Below are 19091 nucleotides of genomic sequence, written 5' to 3'. Positions count from 1 at the left end.
TATTCAACTCAAACAGCCCAATCTGTCAAGATTTGGAAAAAGCCTAGGCAAACACTGAAAAGTGCAGCTAAGACCGAGGCAAGTATCCATAAACAGTTGTGCTGGCGACAATAGCAAGAGTGAACCACCTGATCCCTTCCCGAACTCAGAAGTGAAACCTCTTTGCGCTGATGGTAGTGTGGGGTTACCCATGTGAGAGTAAGTCATCGCCAGCTCATTATTCCTAAAACCCCCCTTAATCTTAAGATTGAGGGGGGTTTTTATGCAGGGAAAAGCGAAAAAGAATTTGTAAATTTTATATTTAATCAGAATAAAAACTAGAATATCCTTAGAGAGCTTATTATAGATAGAGTCATATAATTGATTTTCTATGAATATGTCTCATTTGATTCAGCTAAAAAAATATTAGAAACTAATTCATTAGGGTTTATAACCTTGAATATTTTAATGCCCCATTTTGAATGTACAGTATTAGGTTTTTCACAAGAGTAAAGCTTATCAATAAGTATACGGACCCTATAGGAATAGGATTTCAAGAAAATATACTGTGCTATCTTTGGTACACTCACCTTTGAATATATTAATGTGGTCTCATTCTGCAGATCAACTGAAGGCTGTGCAATAGGCATGGAGGTTAAAAAAGCAGGATTAATAAATTAATAATTACTTATTAGATCTCTTTCATAAATCATTTTTTACTCAATTCCAAATTATAAATTCCAGCGATTAAATTGAATCTTAAGCCGAGTCTTTTGCCTCTATTTCGATAACGATCAGCAAGGATTTTGAAGGTTTTCAGGCTGCCAAATACATGCTCAATCCCTATTCTTCTTTTATTGATTTCCTGTTTATAGATTTTTAGTTCAGGATCTAATTTACAACGTCTTTTGGCTTTTAAAGGTAGCAGACTATTCCAATGCAGAGCATAAATACCCTGATAGCCTTTATCTGCAAGAACAAAGGCTTCTGAAGGAATCAGCTTCATGTTTCTTTTAAATAGCTCGAAATCATGCACTGCACCGCGACCGCTACATAAACTCAGTATTTGCGGAGTCTTATAGTGCATCATGGCCTGGACTTTGAAGGTATGGGTCTTTTTCTTGCCGCTATAGCTTTTCTTCTGTTTTTTTGGGCCTTTGTATTGGGATTTCTGTGGCATCCACGATCACAACATTCCAGTCGATGCCTTCACCCTCGGGTAAACTCTTCGGTAAATTAAACAGCTTAGACTGAATCAGGCATTCTTCAACATGACGTACAACTCTTGAAGCTGTCGGCTCTGAAACACCGTAACTCGTCGCAACGTGAAATAAGGTTCGGTATTCCTGCCAATAGCTCAGACAGAGCAGAACCTGGTCTTCCAGGCTTAACTTGGGCGGTCTGCCTTTAATAGGAACATGTTTCTTCAATTGCTCAACCATTAAATAGAAGGTTGACCATGAGATGCCAGTGTATCGTTTGAACTGCGGATCAGAAAGCTTGTTTGAATCGATGTATTTCATCCGCAGATTATGCACGAATGCCAAGACAGTTAGATTATAAATATCAACCAAAAAGATGATCGTTTTTTGATTTATGAAAGAGATCTATTCAGCTCAATTAGGTGGGAAGTAAATTATACAAATACAAAGCTTTCTAATGTGGTTCAATCGGACGTAGATGAGCTTATGAATTTGGTACTGAAGAATTAAAAATTTGAAAGTCATATGTTTAATCTAGTGAAGCAAACTTTTTTATATAAATTTTTAGGGTTGGTATATGAGGAAAAGATAGGCCGTGTGAAGAATATTGTTGGCTTTAAGAGCTATCATTTAGGTGATGTTTTTTTTATAAATAATTCAGGTGAATGGAACCAATGTTAACTATTAGGGTTTTAAGCTAAAAGTAAATCAATACTCTCCCGTGGCTCTAAAGTTCATGTTTTGTAAATAAGTAGCATTGCTAATTGTTCACCTCATAAAATTGTATGTTTTTTAATAATTCTGTGCTATAAAAATATAAAGCGGCATAGAAATTGCTTACAATAAATATTCAGAAAAAGAGTAGGGGTATTATGAAGTTATCGGTTGGATTAAGAGTTGCGAACTCCTTGTCGTTGACACCGCAGTTGCAGCAGGCCATTCGTTTGCTTCAATTATCCAGTTTAGAACTTGAGCAAGAAATTCAAATTCAACTCGATAGTAATCCTCTATTAGAACAAATAGAAGAACAGTCAAATATTGAAAGTCTCTCTTCTTTAGAAGAGCAAGAACAGGATCATAAAGATTTAACCACTGAATTAAATGCCAATACTCTCCCTGATGACTTGCCTGTCGATACCGATTGGGATGATGTTTATACCCATCAGCCAACAAGTTTGGGTTCGCCCGAATATGAAGAGCGTGAAGATAATCGTCAAGGTCATTCAGGCTTAAAAGAGCATATGCTTGAGCAGATTAATTTATTACATTTTTCACAGGTCGATCAACTGATTGCACATTGTATTGTTGATTCTTTAGATGAAAAAGGTTTTTTGGATGCCGAAATTACAGAAATAACCATGTCGGTTCAGCATTTACTGGAATCTATGGATTACGATGATGAAGTTGAAGATGATGAAGTAGTTGCGGTTTTAAAACATATTCAGCGTCTTGATCCTCCTGGTGTGGCATCGCGTAATTTAGCTGAATGTTTATTGGTGCAGGTGGAAATTTTACCAGCGCAAACTGCATATCGTCGTGAAGCAATAACCTTATTGAATCATTATGAGTTATTGATTTCCAATGAATTGCCGAAACTGGTTAAACAGACAGGTTTAAATCCTGATCAACTTAAATGTGCGGTTGATTTGTTAAAAACCTTAAAAGCCTACCCAGGTATGGAATTTGAGGAAAAAGATTCGGACTATCAAATTCCCGATGTAGTGGTGATGAGAAAAAGTGACTATTGGCAGGTACAGTTAAATCCCGATATCATGCCGAAATTACGCGTTAATTCATTTTATGCCAATATGATTAAACGTGCCGATCAGAGCAGTGATAATCAATACTTGCGCAACCAAATGCTGGATGCCAAAAACTTTATTAAAAGTGTAGATGAGCGGCATAAGACTTTATTAAAAGTAGCAACCTGTATTGTGGAACATCAGAAAATGTTTTTAGAAATTGGTGCGGAAGGCATGAGACCTTTGGTGCTGCGTGATATTGCTGAAGAGGTCGAGTTACATGAATCTACAGTGTCGCGCGTAACCACCAATAAATTTATGCTGACACCCCGCGGTCTATTTGAGTTGAAATATTTCTTTTCAAGTCATGTAGCAACAACTTCAGGGGGCGAGGCATCTTCTATTGCCATTCGTGCCAAAATTAAAAAGTTGGTTGCTGAAGAAAATCCGCGCAAACCCTTATCAGACAATATCATTGCCAATTTATTGAAAGAAGCCGGGATTGATGTCGCACGTCGGACGGTGGCTAAATATCGGGAGTCGTTACATATCCCATCATCTTCGGAACGAAAAGTCTTGATCTAAATTTTAAACTGTGGCTATTCTAGAGATTCATTATGACAACATAATGAATCTCTTTTTACTTAAGGAATAGTTGAAAGGATTTAATGTTAAATGTGCAGGAGCGTATTTTTTGCTGTCATTAGGTCAGTTTGGCTATTCTTTTCTAATTCTAAAAGAAGGTGAGGGATAGAACTATGCAAATAACAATTCGTGGTCACCATTTAAGCATTACCCCAGCAATTGAAGAAAATATTCGCCTTAGATTTACCCAGATGACAAAACATTTAGATCAAGTCAATAGTATGCAGGTCAAACTTTCAAAAGATCATCAAATAGATAAATTTTCTAAAAAAGGCAGTGATAATCATATTGCTGAAGCTATTATTCGATTACCCGGGATTGAGATGTTTGCTCAAGCCAGTGCTGATGATATGTATACTTCGATTAAAAAACTAACAGAAAAGCTAAAAAGACAATTGCATAAACACCGAAAAATGCAGATAGACTATCAACCTGTGCTTGCATAGTTTGATTTTTGAACGAAAAGAGGTTTTTTAAAGACCTCTTTTTTATATATATAAAATGTTATGCATTAATGATTTATTTTTCATATTTATAGTAAAATGGCAGGTTTTTACACCGTTGGTCCTATAAGAGGTCTTTGTGATGAATAGTGAACAGCTCACTGAAATTTTAAAAGCTGCTTTTCCAGAGGCTGAAGTTGCAGTTAGTGGGCAAGGCGGTAAGTTTGATCTTCGAATAGTCGATGAACAATTCGAAGGCAAGCGGCCAGTCGCACGTCAACAAACGGTTTATGCTCCGTTAAATTCATATATTGCCAGCGGTGAAGTACACGCGGTAACTATTCGTGCAATGACCAAAGAAGAATGGCGTAAAGCAAGCTTATTCGGAGCTTAGAACTAAATGGATAAATTTTTAATTCAGGGCGGTGTGAAGCTTGAAGGTGAAGTGCGTATTTCTGGTGCGAAAAATGCAGCATTGCCTTTACTTGCAGCGATGATTCTTGCTGATACCCCGATCACATTAACCAATGTGCCGAACTTAAAAGACGTGAATACCCTGGTGCAATTGATTGCCGGTTTAGGTATTCAAATGTCTTATGAAGGCGACACGGTTAAGGCGGATACCTCTACATTGAACAATCAGTTTGCACCTTATGAACTGGTAAAAACCATGCGTGCTTCAATTTTGGTGCTTGGTCCATTACTTGCGCGCTATGGTAGTGCACAAGTATCGCTTCCAGGAGGGTGTGCCATTGGTTCACGTCCTGTCGATCAACACTTAAAAGCCTTAGAGGCTTTGGGTGCTGAAATTGAAGTGGAAAATGGTTATGTGCATGCCAAAGTGAATGGTCGTCTAAAAGGTGGCGAAGTTATCTTTGACATGGTGACGGTAGGGGGTACTGAAAATATTCTCATGGCTGCAGTTGTGGCTGATGGAGTGACCACTATCCGTAATGCGGCGCGTGAACCGGAAATTACTGACCTTGCGCAAATGCTCATTAAAATGGGTGCAAAAATTGAAGGTCTGGATACGGATACATTGGTTGTAACTGGTGTTGAAAGCTTGCATGGCTGTGAATATGCCGTAGTTGCTGACCGTATTGAAACAGGTTCATACTTGGCTGCTGCTGCCATCACTGGCGGCAAAATCAAAACCACACATACCGATCCATCATTACTCGAATCTGTCTTGGACAAGTTCGAAGAAATGGGTGCGGAAGTAACTCGTGGTGATGACTGGATTGAACTCGACATGATGGGTAAACGTCCTAAAGCAGTCAGCTTCCAGACCTTGCCACATCCAGACTTTCCAACAGATATGCAAGCGCAGATTATGGCGGTAAATGCCATTGGTCAGGGTTTTGCAACCATTTCTGAAACGATTTTTGAAAACCGGTTTATGCATGTGCCTGAGCTTTCTCGTATGGGCGCAAATATTCAGGTTGAAGGTAACGATGCTGTTGTGACCGGTGTAGAAAAACTTTCTGCAGCACCCGTCATGGCAACCGATTTACGTGCTTCATTCTCTTTGGTTCTTGCCGCTTTAGCAGCAGATGGGGAAACATTGATTGACCGTATTTATCATATTGACCGCGGTTATGAAGATATTGAAGCCAAGTTACAGGGTTTAGGTGCCCAAATTAAGCGAGTAAGTTAATGAGTGATATGAGAAACGATGATCCAAACTTTGACGTAATGGGCAATTTTGATCATGGTTTAACTTTAGCATTAAGCAAAGGACGTATCTTAAAAGAAACTTTACCATTGCTTGAAACAGCAGGAATTAACCTGCTGGAAGATCCAGATAAATCACGTAAGTTAATTTTTCCAACAACACATAAGCAAGTGCGTATTTTAATTTTACGTGCATCTGATGTTCCGACTTATGTTGAAAATGGTGCAGCAGATATTGGTGTCGCAGGTAAAGATGTGTTGATGGAACATGGCGCGCAAAACGTCTATGAACCATTGGACTTGAAAATTGCTGTATGCAAACTTATGACAGCCGGTAAAGTGGGGATGGATCGTCCGAAAGGCCGTTTAAAAATTGCCACTAAATACGTGAATTTAACCCGTCAATACTATGCAAGCCTTGGTGAGCAAGTGGATGTGATTAAACTTTACGGTTCAATGGAACTTGCACCACTTGTGGGTCTTGGTCATTACATCGTCGATGTGGTTGATACCGGTAATACACTGCGTGCCAATGGTCTTGAACCGCTTGAAGAAATTTGCAAAGTCTCTTCACGTTTGATTGTAAATAAAGCCAGCTTTAAACGTAAGCAAACTTTATTGAATCCGATTCTGGCACAGCTTGAAAAAGCAGTGGAAGAACGCGAAAGCAAAAAATAAGCATCTCTGTATGCAAATTTGAAAACCGTCATTCTATGGCGGTTTTTTTATGCTGGAGAAAAAACAGTAAACATTCAGTGTTTTCATCAATGTTAGCAAAAGTTAATTTCAATAAAACTAATACTGATACAGTATTATAGCTACCGACAAAGCGCATGAAAACAGGTAAACTAAAACCTTCGAATTCAAACCTGATGGGTAAATTGATGCGACGTTTATCGACCCAAGATCAAAGCTTTAAGCAAGTTTTTGCAGACTTGTTGGCTTTTGAGACTGTGAATGATCCTGAACTTTTAAAAACTGTAGACCAAATCATTGCTGATGTTCGTCAGCATGGTGATGCTCATGTGCTTAAGCTCACACAACAGTTCGATCGACATCCAGCGCATCAGTTTTCTGAACTTGAACTTACCCAAGAACAACTCAAAACGGCTTTTGATGGTTTGGATAACGACGTTCGTGAAGCTTTAGAATTGGCTGCAAATCGGATTCGTGAATTCCATCAAGCACAAAAGCAAGAGGGTTGGACGTATGTGGATGCCTTGGGCAATACACTCGGTCAAAAAATCACACCACTTGATCGCGTGGGGATTTATGTGCCGGGTGGCTTAGCCTCTTATCCCTCTTCAGTGCTGATGAATGCTGTACCTGCCCATGTTGCGGGTGTCGCTGAAATTATCATGGTGGTTCCAGCTCCTAATGGCGAGTTGAATCCACTGGTATTGGCTGCGGCTTATTTGGCAGGTGTGACTCGTGTATTTACCATCGGTGGGGCACAAGCGGTAGCAGCTTTGGCATATGGTACAGAAACTGTTCCAGGCGTAGATAAAATTACCGGTCCAGGTAACCGCTTTGTTGCAGCTGCCAAACGTGCTGTGTTTGGCCAAGTCGGTATCGACATGATTGCCGGACCTTCTGAAATTCTGGTTTATGCCGAAGGTGAAAATAACGCGAAATGGTTGGCGATGGATCTATTGTCTCAAGCTGAACATGATACCGTTGCTCAAGCACTATTCATTACACCCGATGAACAGCTTTTAAATGATGTTGAGCAAGCCATTGAAGATCATCTGGCTGAATTGCCTAAAGCTGAAATTGCACGTACATCTATTGCCAATCGTGGGGCTTTGGTTTTGGTAAAAGATCGTGCCGAGGCGATTGATTTGATCAATCAAGTTGCGCCTGAACATTTAGAGCTTTGCCTGGATGAAGCACAGGAAATGGCAGAAGAAATTCGTCATGCTGGTGCAATTTTCATGGGGCGTTATACTCCTGAAGCCATTGGCGACTACTGTGCAGGACCAAATCACGTTTTGCCGACCTCGGGTACAGCACGTTTCTCATCACCATTGGGTGTGTATGATTTCCAGAAGCGCTCAAGCTTGATCATGTGTTCGCAAGAAGGTGTGAAAACTTTAGCGAAAGCCGCGGATATATTGGCGCAACAAGAAAACTTGGATGCTCATGCAAGATCAGCAAGGTATCGTTATCAATAATATAAAGTGAACAACTCTCCATTCAGTAATGAATGTTCCTCTCTGAATGAGCTTTAAGGATTGCTTTAAAGCAAAGTGCAAGAGAGGTGAGGAGAGTGCAAAGAATTTAATATTCATTTCGGTTTGGGATTAAGTTTGAACTCTCCCAAACCCTCTCCCAAGAGGAGAGGACTTACATCAAGTAAGTTGAGTACATTAAAGAGATAAAAAATGTCTACCATCACGCCACAACAAATGCGTTTTTGGAGTCCTGAAGTACGTGAATTAGAACCCTACGTACCCGGCGAACAACCAAAAATTCAAAATTTATTGAAGCTTAATACCAATGAAAATCCGTATCCACCCTCTCCAAAAGTGGTCGATGCGGTACAAGCAGTATTAGAAAATTCAGCAGATGCCTTGCGTTTATATCCCGATCCAGATGCTTCTGCATTAAAGCAAGCCATAGCCGCTCAACAAAATGTTGATGCAAGCAATGTCTTTGTCGGAAATGGTTCAGATGAAGTGCTAGCACATATTTTTAAAGCATTTTTTGTGCAAAAGCAGCCATTACTCTATCCTGATATTACTTACAGTTTCTATCCTGTTTATAGTCAATTTTTTGCAGTCAAGACCAAGGTTTTGCCACTCAATGATGACTTTGAAATTGTAGTGGATGATTATAAACAAGCCAATGGCGGCATCATTATCACCAACCCGAATGCACCAACCAGTATTGCATTAGGATTATCTGCAATTGAAGAAGTGCTGCAATCAAATCCTGATTCAGTGGTGGTGATTGATGAAGCTTATGTTGATTTTGGTGCGGAATCTGCGGTCAGCTTAGTTGAAAAATACGAAAATTTAGTCGTCTGCCAAACCACCTCTAAGTCACGTTCACTTGCGGGTTTGCGGGTTGGTTTTGCGATTGCTCAACCCCATTTAATTGCTGCACTCGAAGCGGTAAAAAATAGCTTTAACTCCTATCCAATAGATCGTTTTGCGATTGCTGCTGCAGTGGCTTCATTTGAAGACCAGGCTTATTTTGAAGCACACTGCCAAAAAGTGATTAATTGCCGTGAAAAGCTGGTTACTGATTTAGAAGCGATTGGTTTTAAGATTTTACCTTCAAAAGCCAACTTTATTTTCGCATCATTACCCAGTAAAGATGCAGCTGAATTAGCAGCTGAATTACGTGAACGTGGCATTATTGTGCGTTATTTCAATAAACCACGTATCAATCAGTATCTACGTATTACCATTGGTACAGATGACCAGAATCAACGTCTTGTTGATACGTTGAAAAACGATATTTTGGCATGATTTGAATCCCTCCCAATTTCCCTTTCATAAAAGTAGGAGCCTCCTTCTTTTTAAAGGAGGGTTGGGGGGATTAATGAGACAAAGTGAATATTACGATTTGCTTTTTTCTTTTGGTTTGTACCATGTATTGAGCAAATCAAGCATGGCAGAAACCTTATCAAAACATTCCTGATATTCTGCATCACAATCTGAGGCAATGGTGATTCCACCACCTGCCCATAGAGATACGTCATCTTGGTATTTTTGGATGGAACGAATCAAGATATTCCAACAACCTGTACCGTCAAAATTAAAATAGCCCATTGATCCGCAATAAGCCCCGCGTGGCGCACCTTCAAGTTCATCAATAATTTGCATAGCACGAATTTTTGGTGCACCCGTAATCGAACCTCCGGGGAGTGCAGACATTAAGACATCAAAAGGATTGATATCCTGCTTTAAGGTTGCAGTGACTTCGCTCACCATGTGATGAACCTGATTAAAAGATTCAATATCAAAAAGTCGGGGTGTTTTCACCGACCCTGTTTCTGCATAAACACTTAAATCATTGCGAAGTAAATCCACAATCATTACATTTTCAGCCTGATCTTTTTTAGAATGAATCAGGTTTTGTTTCGATTGTTCATCTTGTTTTGGGTCAGGATGGCGGGGCATTGTACCTTTGATTGGTCGAGTGACAATTTTTCGATTGGCTTCAAAATTAATAAACAATTCAGGTGAACAGCTCAAGAGTTCAAAGTCATCAATCTTTAAATAACCTGAATAAGGGGCATCGGTGAGTTTCCAAAATTCTTCAGCCATCGCTAATAAAAATCCTTCAGCTTTTGCTGTAAATTCTTGAGTCAGATTAATTTGATAGCAATCACCGGCTTTAATATAGTCTTGAACTTTTTTAAATGCAGTTCCATATTCATTTTTATTCCAGCGCGCGCGACAAGATTGAGTGAGTGAAAAAGATGGAGCTTTTTTCTGTTGTATTGCATCCTGAATAACTTGAAAAATACTTTCAGCCTCATCTTCCTCACTAAAAAAAGTCCAACCCTGTGGGGTGAGTTTGAGATAATTGCGATAAATGCCCAAAAATAAAGCAGGTTGATTTTTTCGTTTAATCGACACTTGTTGTTCTGCTGCATGGTCATAACTGACAAAGCCAATTAATCCACCGTTAAAATCAGAATGATAGTTCTGAATATTTTTTTTAAAAAAATGATTGAAATCAATAGTTTGATATTTTTTTTGATATTGATCTAGCGAAACTCGTGTGAAATTTTCAGTGACGTCACCTTGTTTAAGCAGATATTCAGATGCAAAAAAAGCGATCACAGGTTGATTTACATTTTTTAAGTAAACCAAATGAGTAAGATGCGATAAAGCAGACAATATTTGAGCTGTATTAAGCCATTGTTCAGTCAACAGTTTTTTAAAAATAACCGGATTATTCATACGATGTTAAATTATAAAAGGCTATACATAGATAACGTATTCTATAACAATATTTATGCATAAAAACTGTAAATACCGTTTGTCGGTAACATATGGATTACGACCAACAGCAGTTGAACAAAAAATGACACACATATAACTTTAGTAGGGCAAACAGGCTGCTCAAGGAAAGACTCCATTGTTGTCCAAAAACAAAAAACAACATGGAATATCGAGTAGTTTACAATCAAAAAAATAATACTCTTGGGAGAGTACGAAATGAAAAAATTTACTAAACTTGCTTTAGTTTCTTCATTGGCAATTAGTGCAAATGCGATGGCAATGCAAGCAATGGATGATGCTTCATTGGGTGCTACAACTGGTCAAGATGGTATTAGCATCGGGATTGGTATTTCTAAAATCGAAATCGAAAAATTATTCATTCACGATAACGATGGCTTAGCAGCGGCTGGTGCTGCTGGCGAAGCGGGCTACGGCGGTACTGGTCAAGCAGGTGCAATCTATATCAAAGGCAATGGTGCAGGTGCTACATTAACTAAAGGTATTGTGATTGGCGCAAACTATGATAACGGTGGCGCTTACTTACTAGCTTCACGTAACTTGGCCGATTTGAAAATTGACTCTGATGCTGGTGGTGGTAACCCATTCATCAACATTGCAGCACAAGTATCTGGTTTAGACATTAACATCGGTGAAATTGGTGTGGTTGCATCTGGTGTTGAAGGTGGAACTGCGACATCAATTCGTCGTGGTGGCACGGGTCAAGAAAACGCGATTTTAACAGGTCTATCAGTTAAAACAGGTCCAATGACTGCTAATATTCAATTGGGTGCTGCACCACAAGGCGCAATGATTAAATTGAATGCAACCATGATTGGTGGTTTAACCATTACCGATTTGGGTATCTTGGATAACTCAACTAAAACTGCAACGCGTGCAGCAGGTGTGATCCACCTTGATAAAATTCAAGTGGCAGATGCGAACGGTCGTGACTTGACCTTAAACCAAAGCATCAGTGTAATTGGTGAAGAAGGCGCTGATAAAGGCTATGTACGTATGGTGAGTACAAGTGGTGCTCACGATAGCTACATCAAAGGTATCCATTTGGGTAGCAAAACTGCTTCATCTATTGGTGATATGGAAATTCAAGGTATGCAGACTTTCTTTAGCCCAGCTCTGGGTCAATATGTTCCAGGCGCAGTTATTACAATCCGCGGTCACTAAGTTTCCGTGTTAAAAAGCGCGTGTTTACACGCGCTTTTTTTTACATAAATATCGTAAAATTTTGCAAAAAATAAAAAAAATACTGTTTTTTTTTCAAAAAAAAGGTATCTTGCTAAAACAGGGAAGTAGAGTTTCTACTCTAAAATAATGAAAAATGGCACGTCATGCCGATAACTAGAAAAGTTAGATAATATGTTAGAGATCGCATTAGGCTCGGCATTGATGTACTACGCTGCCAAAGAAGCCTTTGATATTAAGAAAAAACCAGCGGAAGCTGTTTATTACACAGAAACTTTGGATTCGCGTAATGACTCTTTTACGCGTATGCACCAAGAGCCTGTCCTTATTAAACCCGCAATCATCGATCAATTTCGTGGCATTGTTCACCAAGCCTACGACTATAGTTGTGGTTCTGCTGCGTTAACGACCTTATTAAATGGGTATACCAATCTCAATGCCACTTTAACCGAACAACAGGTTATGGACGGTCTGATGAAGTTTGGTGAGACCGACAAGATTGTTGAGCGCCGTAGCTTTTCACTGCTGGACATGAAACGTTTTGTTAGTGCAATTGGCTTTGAAAGTGGGGGATATCGCGGAGAATTTAGTGATTTGGTCAAACAGGGTCAACCTGCCATTGTACCCATTTCCTATGCAGGCTTTAAACATTTTGTGGTATTTAAAGCTTATAAAAATGGCCGTGTCTATGTGGCTGATCCGGCATTGGGAAATATTAGTTTCGATGAAGTGCGCTTTAAAGAAATTTGGGAAAATAACACCTTATTCTTAATTAATGTTGCGCCAGAAAACCGCAAAAATTTACTTGCTTTACAAGACTCTGATATGCGTCACGTAGAAGATGCAACCGTGAATCGTTATGCCTTAGTGAATATGCAATATCCGCAATTTTATATGGACAAAATTGCCGATAAAGCATCTACGATTCGACTTGATAAAAATATGAATGAAGAATCAGATTCTTATGGGGACTTAAACTATAATTTCTTGCGTCTTTATTATAAAAATAAATAGCGTTTAAGAAAGCTTAAGCTTAAAAAAATAAAAAACTGGTGGGATGGAATATGAACAGTAAATGGATGAACAAAACCCTGTTGGCAATCAGTATTCAAATGGCAATAGGGGGGGTGTATGCAGCTGAAGAGCCAGCACTGGGAGAATATGAAGTTGTAGATCAGCAAGAACAAGTTGAATCAACAACGGCACAGTCTGCAGATGCTAGTTCAATAGGAGGAACCAATGCTGCAGAAGAGCCTGGATTGGGCGAGTATGAGGCTGTAGATGAGCAGGAAACTCAAGTTGGAGCCGGGACGGCACCGCCTGTAAATACGAAGTCTGTAATCGAAACTTCATCGGTAGATGAAAAATCGCAAGCATCTTCAGCCCTGCAACAGCAAGAAGGCGATGCCAGTAAAGAAACTAATTTACAAGAAGTATTTACATCCAACGAACGTCAGTATTCATTAATTAAAAAAGGCGATATCTCATCTTATTATGATATTGACTATACCTATTATCGTGATACACAACTTGATCTGGAGATGGCATCGGGTCAGTTGTACCAACTGCGTGTTCAAGAAAATGCCACACACTCCATTACCAATACTTTTACTGCACAGTACGGTATTTTAGATAATTTAACCTTTACTGCTTCCTTACCATTAGTAGCAAAAACAGATTTATTAAAAGATACCTCTACCGCAGGTTTAGGTGATATTTCTCTTGGTGCGCGTTGGGAACCATTTCCGTTACAAACTGGTCGTTTACCGCTGATTTTATTCGGTAATTTATCGACTAAAAGTGGTGATAGTCCGTACGAAGTGAACTCTGCGACCGACTTAGCCACAGGTAAAGGATATTATTCTGCCGGTGTCGGTGCAAGTACACGTAAATATATCGACCCAGTAGTATTGTTCGCTTCAGTCTCTGCAAATTATGGGTTTAAGGAAAGTGGTCTAAACCAACGCCGTGGTAGCCGTGTCATTGATGAATTTGAACCGGGGATTAGTGGTGGTTTCGCCTTTGGTTTTGCATACTCATTTAACTATGACGTATCAATGACCATGTCGTATCAACAAAGCTTTAACACAGGTTCTGAATTCACCTACAGCAGCGGTGAATCCTATTCACCTGCCGATCAGACCAGTTCAACTTTCGCGATTTCTCTTGGGGTGCGTGTATCTCCAGAAACGATTGTGAACGGTACGGTAGGCTTTGGTTTGACGGAAGATGCGCCTGACGTTTCATTGGGTTTATCATTCCCACTTGATATTTTAGGCTTTGGTAAGAAAATTCGCTAAGAGGGCGGTCGTATGTATAAAATTCGACTCAGACCGCTCGTTAGCGCAATTGTCTTAACGGGCTGTTCAAGTGCTGCATTTGCGCAGTTAGGTAACAACCTTTCTGTAGATTTAAGATCTTTGAGTATGGGGAATGCTGTAACAGCAGATCCACCAGGGGTAAACGCTGTACATTTTAATCCTGCAGGCTTAACCAAGATTGAAGGTCTGCAAACCGAACAACAAATTATTGTTGCTAACTTTGACATTCAACGGGAATTTAGCGTACCACCAGGCTATAACGTCTTTGGCTATTCAGATGATCCACTGGTCTGTAATGATGGACCAGAGGTGGCATCTGATATTTGTACCGATTTTAAAGATAAAGTTCGTGGTGATGTTGAGTATCCAAGTCTTTATATTCCTATTTTGAAAAAGATGGTGGATTTAGGTGAAGGCATGCCATTGGTCGCGCCTACCATGGGGATTGCTTATAATCCACCGGGTTCAAAAGCGACTTATGCGACGGCAGTTTATGCGCCACTGGTTGCTGGTTTTGGGGCTGAAAATGGTAATGCTGGTAACTACATGGGACAGCAAGTTGCCTTAGAACGGATTACCTATTTATCTCCATCTGTGGGTTATCAAGTTAATGACCAGCTTTCAATTGGTGGTGGTATTGGTATGTCTTACCAAGCCATGGGTCTCAAAACCGATTTACGTTTCCCCAATGAGTTGATTGGTATGTTGCGAATGATCGATGAGGTCGTTTGTACACCATTTAAAGAAAATTCAGATATTATTACCGATATTTTATTACTCGGGATGTGTAATGCCGAAGAAGGGATGAACCCATTCGGTAAATTCGGCCAGATGCAATTGGCAGTTGAGCAATCCTTAAGTCCAAGTTTTAACTTGGGGATACTATGGGAGCCAACGGATGATTTTAGTTTTGGTATGGTCTATCAAAGTGCAGCAAAAATGCGCTTGAAAGGGAAATACCATATTGATAATGCCAAAGCCCCACAAGAATTAATTAAAGGTTTGATGTCATCGCCAACCGGACAAATTCTAGCTGCGATTTTAGGCTTCCCGAACTATATCCCATCTAGTGAATCCGGTTTAGTGTCCATGGACTTTGAGTATCCTGCGCACTTTCAAACTGGTATTAAATACAAAGTTCTGCCAGATTTACAGGTGAATTTCGATGTAGGCTGGACGGATTACAAGGCATGGGACAAATTCAAGTTTGAGTTTGACCGACAAGTTTCAGCTTTAAAAGTTGCAAAATTACTTTCTGAAAATGTCAGTGATAGCTCGTTAGCTTTACCGCTTGGTTTTACCTCGCCGTGGAGCTTCGGTATTGGTATGGAATATTCAGCAACCGACCGTTTAAAATTACGTGCGGGTTATGAGCCACGTTCAAGTGCCATTCCAGATGGCAAACGGAATACCATGATCCCAATCAATAATGCACAATTGTTTGGTATGGGCGTGGGCTATCGTTGGGATGCGGATACGGAATTAGATTTATCTATTGGTTTCTTACGCAGTAGAGATAACATTCCAGCCAATACCAGTAGTTTAGCCAACCAAACAGGCGTAAATAACTTACTGCTTAACCCATACGCGGGCCTGAATGTGAAAACCAATACAAAAATAACCATTCTAGGATTGAACTACAGAACACGTTGGTAAACAAAGGAAAAGAATGAAAGGGAATTTAATGATGAAAACGATACTGACGCTAAGTTTAGCGCAAGTATCGTGGTCATATGCAGGCGAGTTTCATACTATTATTGGCCCTGACGGTCGTCCAATGATCATTCAACGTGAACCGCCAAAAGTAGCTGCGGAAAAAACGAATCCAAAACCCGTTATTGTACAACAGCAGAGCCTGCCTGTAGCGTCTGCTCATGAGCAAAAAGCGTCAGCTGCAACAAGTTCTGTGCAGAGACCTATTGCTCCGATCACAGTTGCTCCACCTGAAAAATCAGTTAAAACGAGCAAAGTTGCATCGGGTGCTCAGACTGATCTTGGCACAGTGAAAACGATAGAAACACAGACAAAAAATGCTGTAAAGCATAAAGTTGCAGAAATACTGCCGCTACAATTAACACAAGTTTCTCCAGTTACTAGCCCACCTATTAATCCTGTAAAGCAGACTGCAGTTTCACAAAAGGTCTTACAAGTAAAACCGGTGATTATTCAGGAAAACACTGAAAATAATGCTTTTGTTAATATTGATGGGCAACAATATGTCAAAAATGAATATTTAGAAGATAAAGAATTTAATTTAGAAGGCAAAAAGCGTTTTTATACTATGCCTGAAGGTGTTATTGATCTTAAACATGGTGCAACGCGTCTGCAAACCGTTGAACGTGAAAAGGGTGTGGGTAAATCCACGCTGCAATCCTTGTTTAAACGTAATGTCATGCAAGATAATGGCCCGATTACCTTGGCAAAGACGTATTACCGCGTTTCACAAGCAGAAGCGATTAATGGTTTGGGACAACAATGTTTTTCTGAAAAAAAACTGAAAAAAGTAAAAACCCTAGATTTAAATAAAGAGGTTAATCTCTGGCCACGTGCACCGCTGAATGATGCGTTCGATTTTGAAGTTGCCGCACTGAATAACTCTGTACAGAATATTCAGCTTAACTCGTATGCTTCGCGGCAGAATAATCCCACTTTTTATTGGCCATTTGTGGTGTTTTTAGATGCAAAAGGTTGTATTTTAGAAGGCGCTGGTGGATATAAAAATCAAGAGGGAGCATCTACCCTTATTCAGCACGAAAAAATAGAAGGGGTACTGCATGTGCCTGCAAACAGCAAATATATATTGCTGACACCATTGTCTTCAGCCATTGATGTTGATAATCGTGCTTTAACCAATCACGGGCAAGTTAAACTCGTTGCAATCCGTTAGGGATAGAAAAAAAAGAGAGTCAGGATGAACATAAATAAATATAAATTACCTTTTGTAGCAACTGCATTGGTTATGATTTTAACAGGTTGTGGCGGTGAAAGTGCCAACGTGACCGCTGAAGTATATGACGAAAGTACGGCCAATGGAGCCTGTAAAGTAGGTACAGCAGGCTGTATTGAATTTGCCTTCGATTATCCATTAAACGGTTTAAATTTCACATGTAGTAGTGACACCAAGAACCGCTTTACCACATTGTTTGATCCAAGTGGGGGGGTGGCAACGGGCGCATGTAAAAATACGGATGATATTACCTTCTTCTTACGTGGCGAAAAAGACAAGAAAATTGAATTAGGTACAATACCACTTCGTAATATTGCCATTGTCAGCGTAGCGCAATTACCACGTTTAACCCTATTGGATATAGCAGCAGGGATTCAAGGCAGAGCTGCACAAAGGTTATCACTTGGTGATGCAACGGTAAAGGTAGCTATTCGTTTGGTGCGCCTGATTCAGGCAGCGGGCTTGCAAAATCAGCAAATCGTCAATGCGCGTGATATTCAACCAGTCAGTATCAGCGATGCGGACCGTAAAAAATTAGAGCAAATTACCTCATTAATCACGACAGAACAATTTAAAGGTTTATCGGATAAAGATTTTGCTGATGCAGTTAAACCCTGGGTGGATATTTCTCAGGTCACAGATGAAGATGCTTTTGCTGTGATTACTCAGTTGATGCGCATCACGACTGCAGCGGTATATCAGCCTGAATTCTCACTATTTTCGAGTGCCGAAGTACTGGGCAGTACCTTAAGTGGTTCGGAAGGTTTGGTGGGGTGTAACCAGCAAGAATGTAAGGCTGAAGAGACGTCGGCAACCCATTTATTGGGGCACTTTATTTTAATGACGGATCGACAAGGTAAAAGCTTTGGTAGCGGTTTACAATGGCGTGGTAAAGCCGGTAGCGGTTTAACGACTATTGGTGGAGTGAATGCCCAACTGATTCGTACGGTGAAACCGGTACAAATGACTGCATCTGCACAAGATACCTGGATTCATCCAATTACGAGGGCGATTAATAATAATCCTGATTTAACCACGCAATCTGGTTTCTTATTTAATGTAACCGATGTCAATTCACAGCCTTTGACCATAACGCAAGGTAAATTGTTTAATGACTATATGGTCGCCGGTAAAGAGCGTTTTTATAAACTGCTGACGGGTAAAAAAGAAGTCAACGAAGAAGATAAGAAAAATTATGGCTTATGGCAACAACAGGTCAATGGTGAAACTTTTAGAGGTACACTCGATCTTTATAAAATTTATCCAATTACCTATTTAGACAGCAAAGTGTTTAAATCAGAAAATAATGTCAGCAGTGGGACGTATATTTTCCCCTTGTATGCAGATTTGGTGTTTAAGTTTACCGATACCACGGTCAATACGGTCAAATTGGGCATTGTGATTGACCGTAATGGTGATATTCGAACCAATATGAAAGACACGCCTGCTCCAGCCACGGATTCTTCTGGCACATTCACCGATATGTCGACCGGAACAAATGGTTGTAGTGGTACGGATGTACTGGCGAGTGACATGATTGACAGTAACAATGTGCAGCAATATCGCATTGGAACTACGGGGCGTGCATTTACCAGCTCTGGTATGGATGGCAATAAAATCTCGATTCGTATGATTCTGGCAGACAAAGTGTTCCAAAGCCTGGATGGTGCATTGATTGGTATGAACTCGAGTATTAAGACCTCGCCAAATTCCAGTGAATCTATTGTGATTGGCGGTGCATTACTGAATTTAAATCGTTTATTGGCCATGAGATCGGGTGGTAAGCCAGCTGTTAATGATGTACCTTTAAAAGACTCTGCTGATAATATAGTGAAGTGGGCGAACAGTTTTGCCAGCTTCCAAAGCATTTATAGCACGGTGGATCCCGCCGACCAAGATGCAAAACAATGGTCTAAATACAGCGGTGGTAGCATTCAATTCAATCTTGCGCCATGTTATGAAGTAAAAACCAAATAA

Annotated in this window: 16 protein-coding genes and 1 rRNA gene; 14 read left to right on the top strand and 3 right to left on the bottom strand. The window is 40.0% G+C overall.

Going from position 1 to position 19091, the window contains the following annotated elements:
- Positions 1–100: 100 nt before the first annotated feature.
- Positions 101–215: ribosomal RNA gene (rrf, locus tag E0H80_RS11740) — 5S ribosomal RNA — on the top strand.
- Positions 216–688: 473 nt separating this feature from the next.
- On the opposite strand, the gene E0H80_RS11735 is transcribed toward rrf, so the two are convergent.
- Complete coding sequence (locus E0H80_RS11735; RefSeq protein WP_131366027.1) at positions 689–1159, bottom strand: transposase; 471 nt, start codon at positions 1157–1159, stop codon at positions 689–691.
- Positions 1107–1502 carry a transposase family protein gene (locus E0H80_RS11730; protein ID WP_171457831.1) on the bottom strand — a complete coding sequence of 132 codons (396 nt, stop codon included), beginning with the start codon at positions 1500–1502 and terminating at the stop codon, positions 1107–1109. Before E0H80_RS11730 ends, E0H80_RS11735 begins: the two co-directional genes overlap by 53 nt.
- Positions 1503–2053: 551 nt before the next feature.
- Here E0H80_RS11730 and E0H80_RS11725 point away from each other — a divergent pair.
- The 7 genes from E0H80_RS11725 to hisC all read left to right on the top strand — a co-directional run bounded on the left by E0H80_RS11725 (position 2054) and on the right by hisC (position 9161).
- A complete protein-coding gene (locus E0H80_RS11725; protein ID WP_131366022.1) occupies positions 2054–3508 on the top strand; it encodes an RNA polymerase factor sigma-54 in 1455 nt (484 codons plus the stop codon).
- Between the two features lie 173 nt (positions 3509–3681).
- Positions 3682–4014: a ribosome hibernation-promoting factor, HPF/YfiA family gene (gene hpf / locus E0H80_RS11720; RefSeq protein ID WP_131366019.1), complete on the top strand. Its 333-nt coding sequence runs from the start codon at positions 3682–3684 to the stop codon at positions 4012–4014.
- 139 nt (positions 4015–4153) lie between these two features.
- On the top strand, positions 4154–4405 hold the full coding sequence (gene ibaG, locus E0H80_RS11715) for a BolA family iron metabolism protein IbaG (protein ID WP_004650949.1): 252 nt from the start codon (positions 4154–4156) through the stop codon (positions 4403–4405).
- A gap of 6 nt (positions 4406–4411) precedes the next feature.
- A complete protein-coding gene (gene murA / locus E0H80_RS11710) occupies positions 4412–5668 on the top strand; it encodes a UDP-N-acetylglucosamine 1-carboxyvinyltransferase (RefSeq protein ID WP_067870092.1) in 1257 nt (418 codons plus the stop codon).
- Complete coding sequence (hisG, locus tag E0H80_RS11705; protein ID WP_131366017.1) at positions 5668–6363, top strand: ATP phosphoribosyltransferase; 696 nt, start codon at positions 5668–5670, stop codon at positions 6361–6363. Before murA ends, hisG begins: the two co-directional genes overlap by 1 nt.
- A gap of 194 nt (positions 6364–6557) precedes the next feature.
- Positions 6558–7859 (top strand): histidinol dehydrogenase, encoded by a 1302-nt coding sequence (hisD, locus tag E0H80_RS11700; RefSeq protein WP_165494311.1) that lies wholly within the window; start codon positions 6558–6560, stop codon positions 7857–7859.
- 210 nt (positions 7860–8069) lie between these two features.
- The gene (gene hisC / locus E0H80_RS11695) at positions 8070–9161 is read left to right on the top strand and encodes a histidinol-phosphate transaminase (protein ID WP_131366014.1); all 1092 of its coding nucleotides are present in this window, start codon (positions 8070–8072) and stop codon (positions 9159–9161) included.
- A 90-nt stretch (positions 9162–9251) separates the two neighbouring features.
- On the opposite strand, the gene pabB is transcribed toward hisC, so the two are convergent.
- The gene (pabB, locus tag E0H80_RS11690; protein ID WP_131366011.1) at positions 9252–10604 is read right to left on the bottom strand and encodes an aminodeoxychorismate synthase component I; all 1353 of its coding nucleotides are present in this window, start codon (positions 10602–10604) and stop codon (positions 9252–9254) included.
- 258 nt (positions 10605–10862) lie between these two features.
- Here pabB and E0H80_RS11685 point away from each other — a divergent pair, with 258 nt between their 5' ends.
- From E0H80_RS11685 to E0H80_RS11660, 6 genes are all read left to right on the top strand, one after another.
- Positions 10863–11828, top strand: coding sequence for a DUF6160 family protein (locus E0H80_RS11685; protein WP_131366008.1), 966 nt, complete (start codon positions 10863–10865; stop codon positions 11826–11828).
- A gap of 192 nt (positions 11829–12020) precedes the next feature.
- Positions 12021–12860 (top strand): C39 family peptidase, encoded by an 840-nt coding sequence (locus E0H80_RS11680; RefSeq protein ID WP_131366006.1) that lies wholly within the window; start codon positions 12021–12023, stop codon positions 12858–12860.
- 50 nt (positions 12861–12910) lie between these two features.
- Positions 12911–14146 (top strand): hypothetical protein, encoded by a 1236-nt coding sequence (locus E0H80_RS11675; protein WP_131366004.1) that lies wholly within the window; start codon positions 12911–12913, stop codon positions 14144–14146.
- A 12-nt stretch (positions 14147–14158) separates the two neighbouring features.
- Positions 14159–15823 carry an OmpP1/FadL family transporter gene (locus E0H80_RS11670; RefSeq protein ID WP_131366001.1) on the top strand — a complete coding sequence of 555 codons (1665 nt, stop codon included), beginning with the start codon at positions 14159–14161 and terminating at the stop codon, positions 15821–15823.
- A 31-nt stretch (positions 15824–15854) separates the two neighbouring features.
- Positions 15855–17054 carry a putative pilus assembly protein FilE gene (gene filE / locus E0H80_RS11665; protein ID WP_265937230.1) on the top strand — a complete coding sequence of 400 codons (1200 nt, stop codon included), beginning with the start codon at positions 15855–15857 and terminating at the stop codon, positions 17052–17054.
- Between the two features lie 24 nt (positions 17055–17078).
- The gene (locus E0H80_RS11660) at positions 17079–19091 is read left to right on the top strand and encodes a hypothetical protein (protein ID WP_131365996.1); all 2013 of its coding nucleotides are present in this window, start codon (positions 17079–17081) and stop codon (positions 19089–19091) included.

Origin of the sequence: Acinetobacter sp. ANC 4779, from assembly GCF_004331055.1 — a bacterium.
Classification (GTDB): Bacteria; Pseudomonadota; Gammaproteobacteria; order Pseudomonadales; family Moraxellaceae; genus Acinetobacter.
The sequence above is the reverse complement of the archived record's forward strand: the minus strand, read 5'-3'. Positions and strand labels throughout refer to the sequence as shown.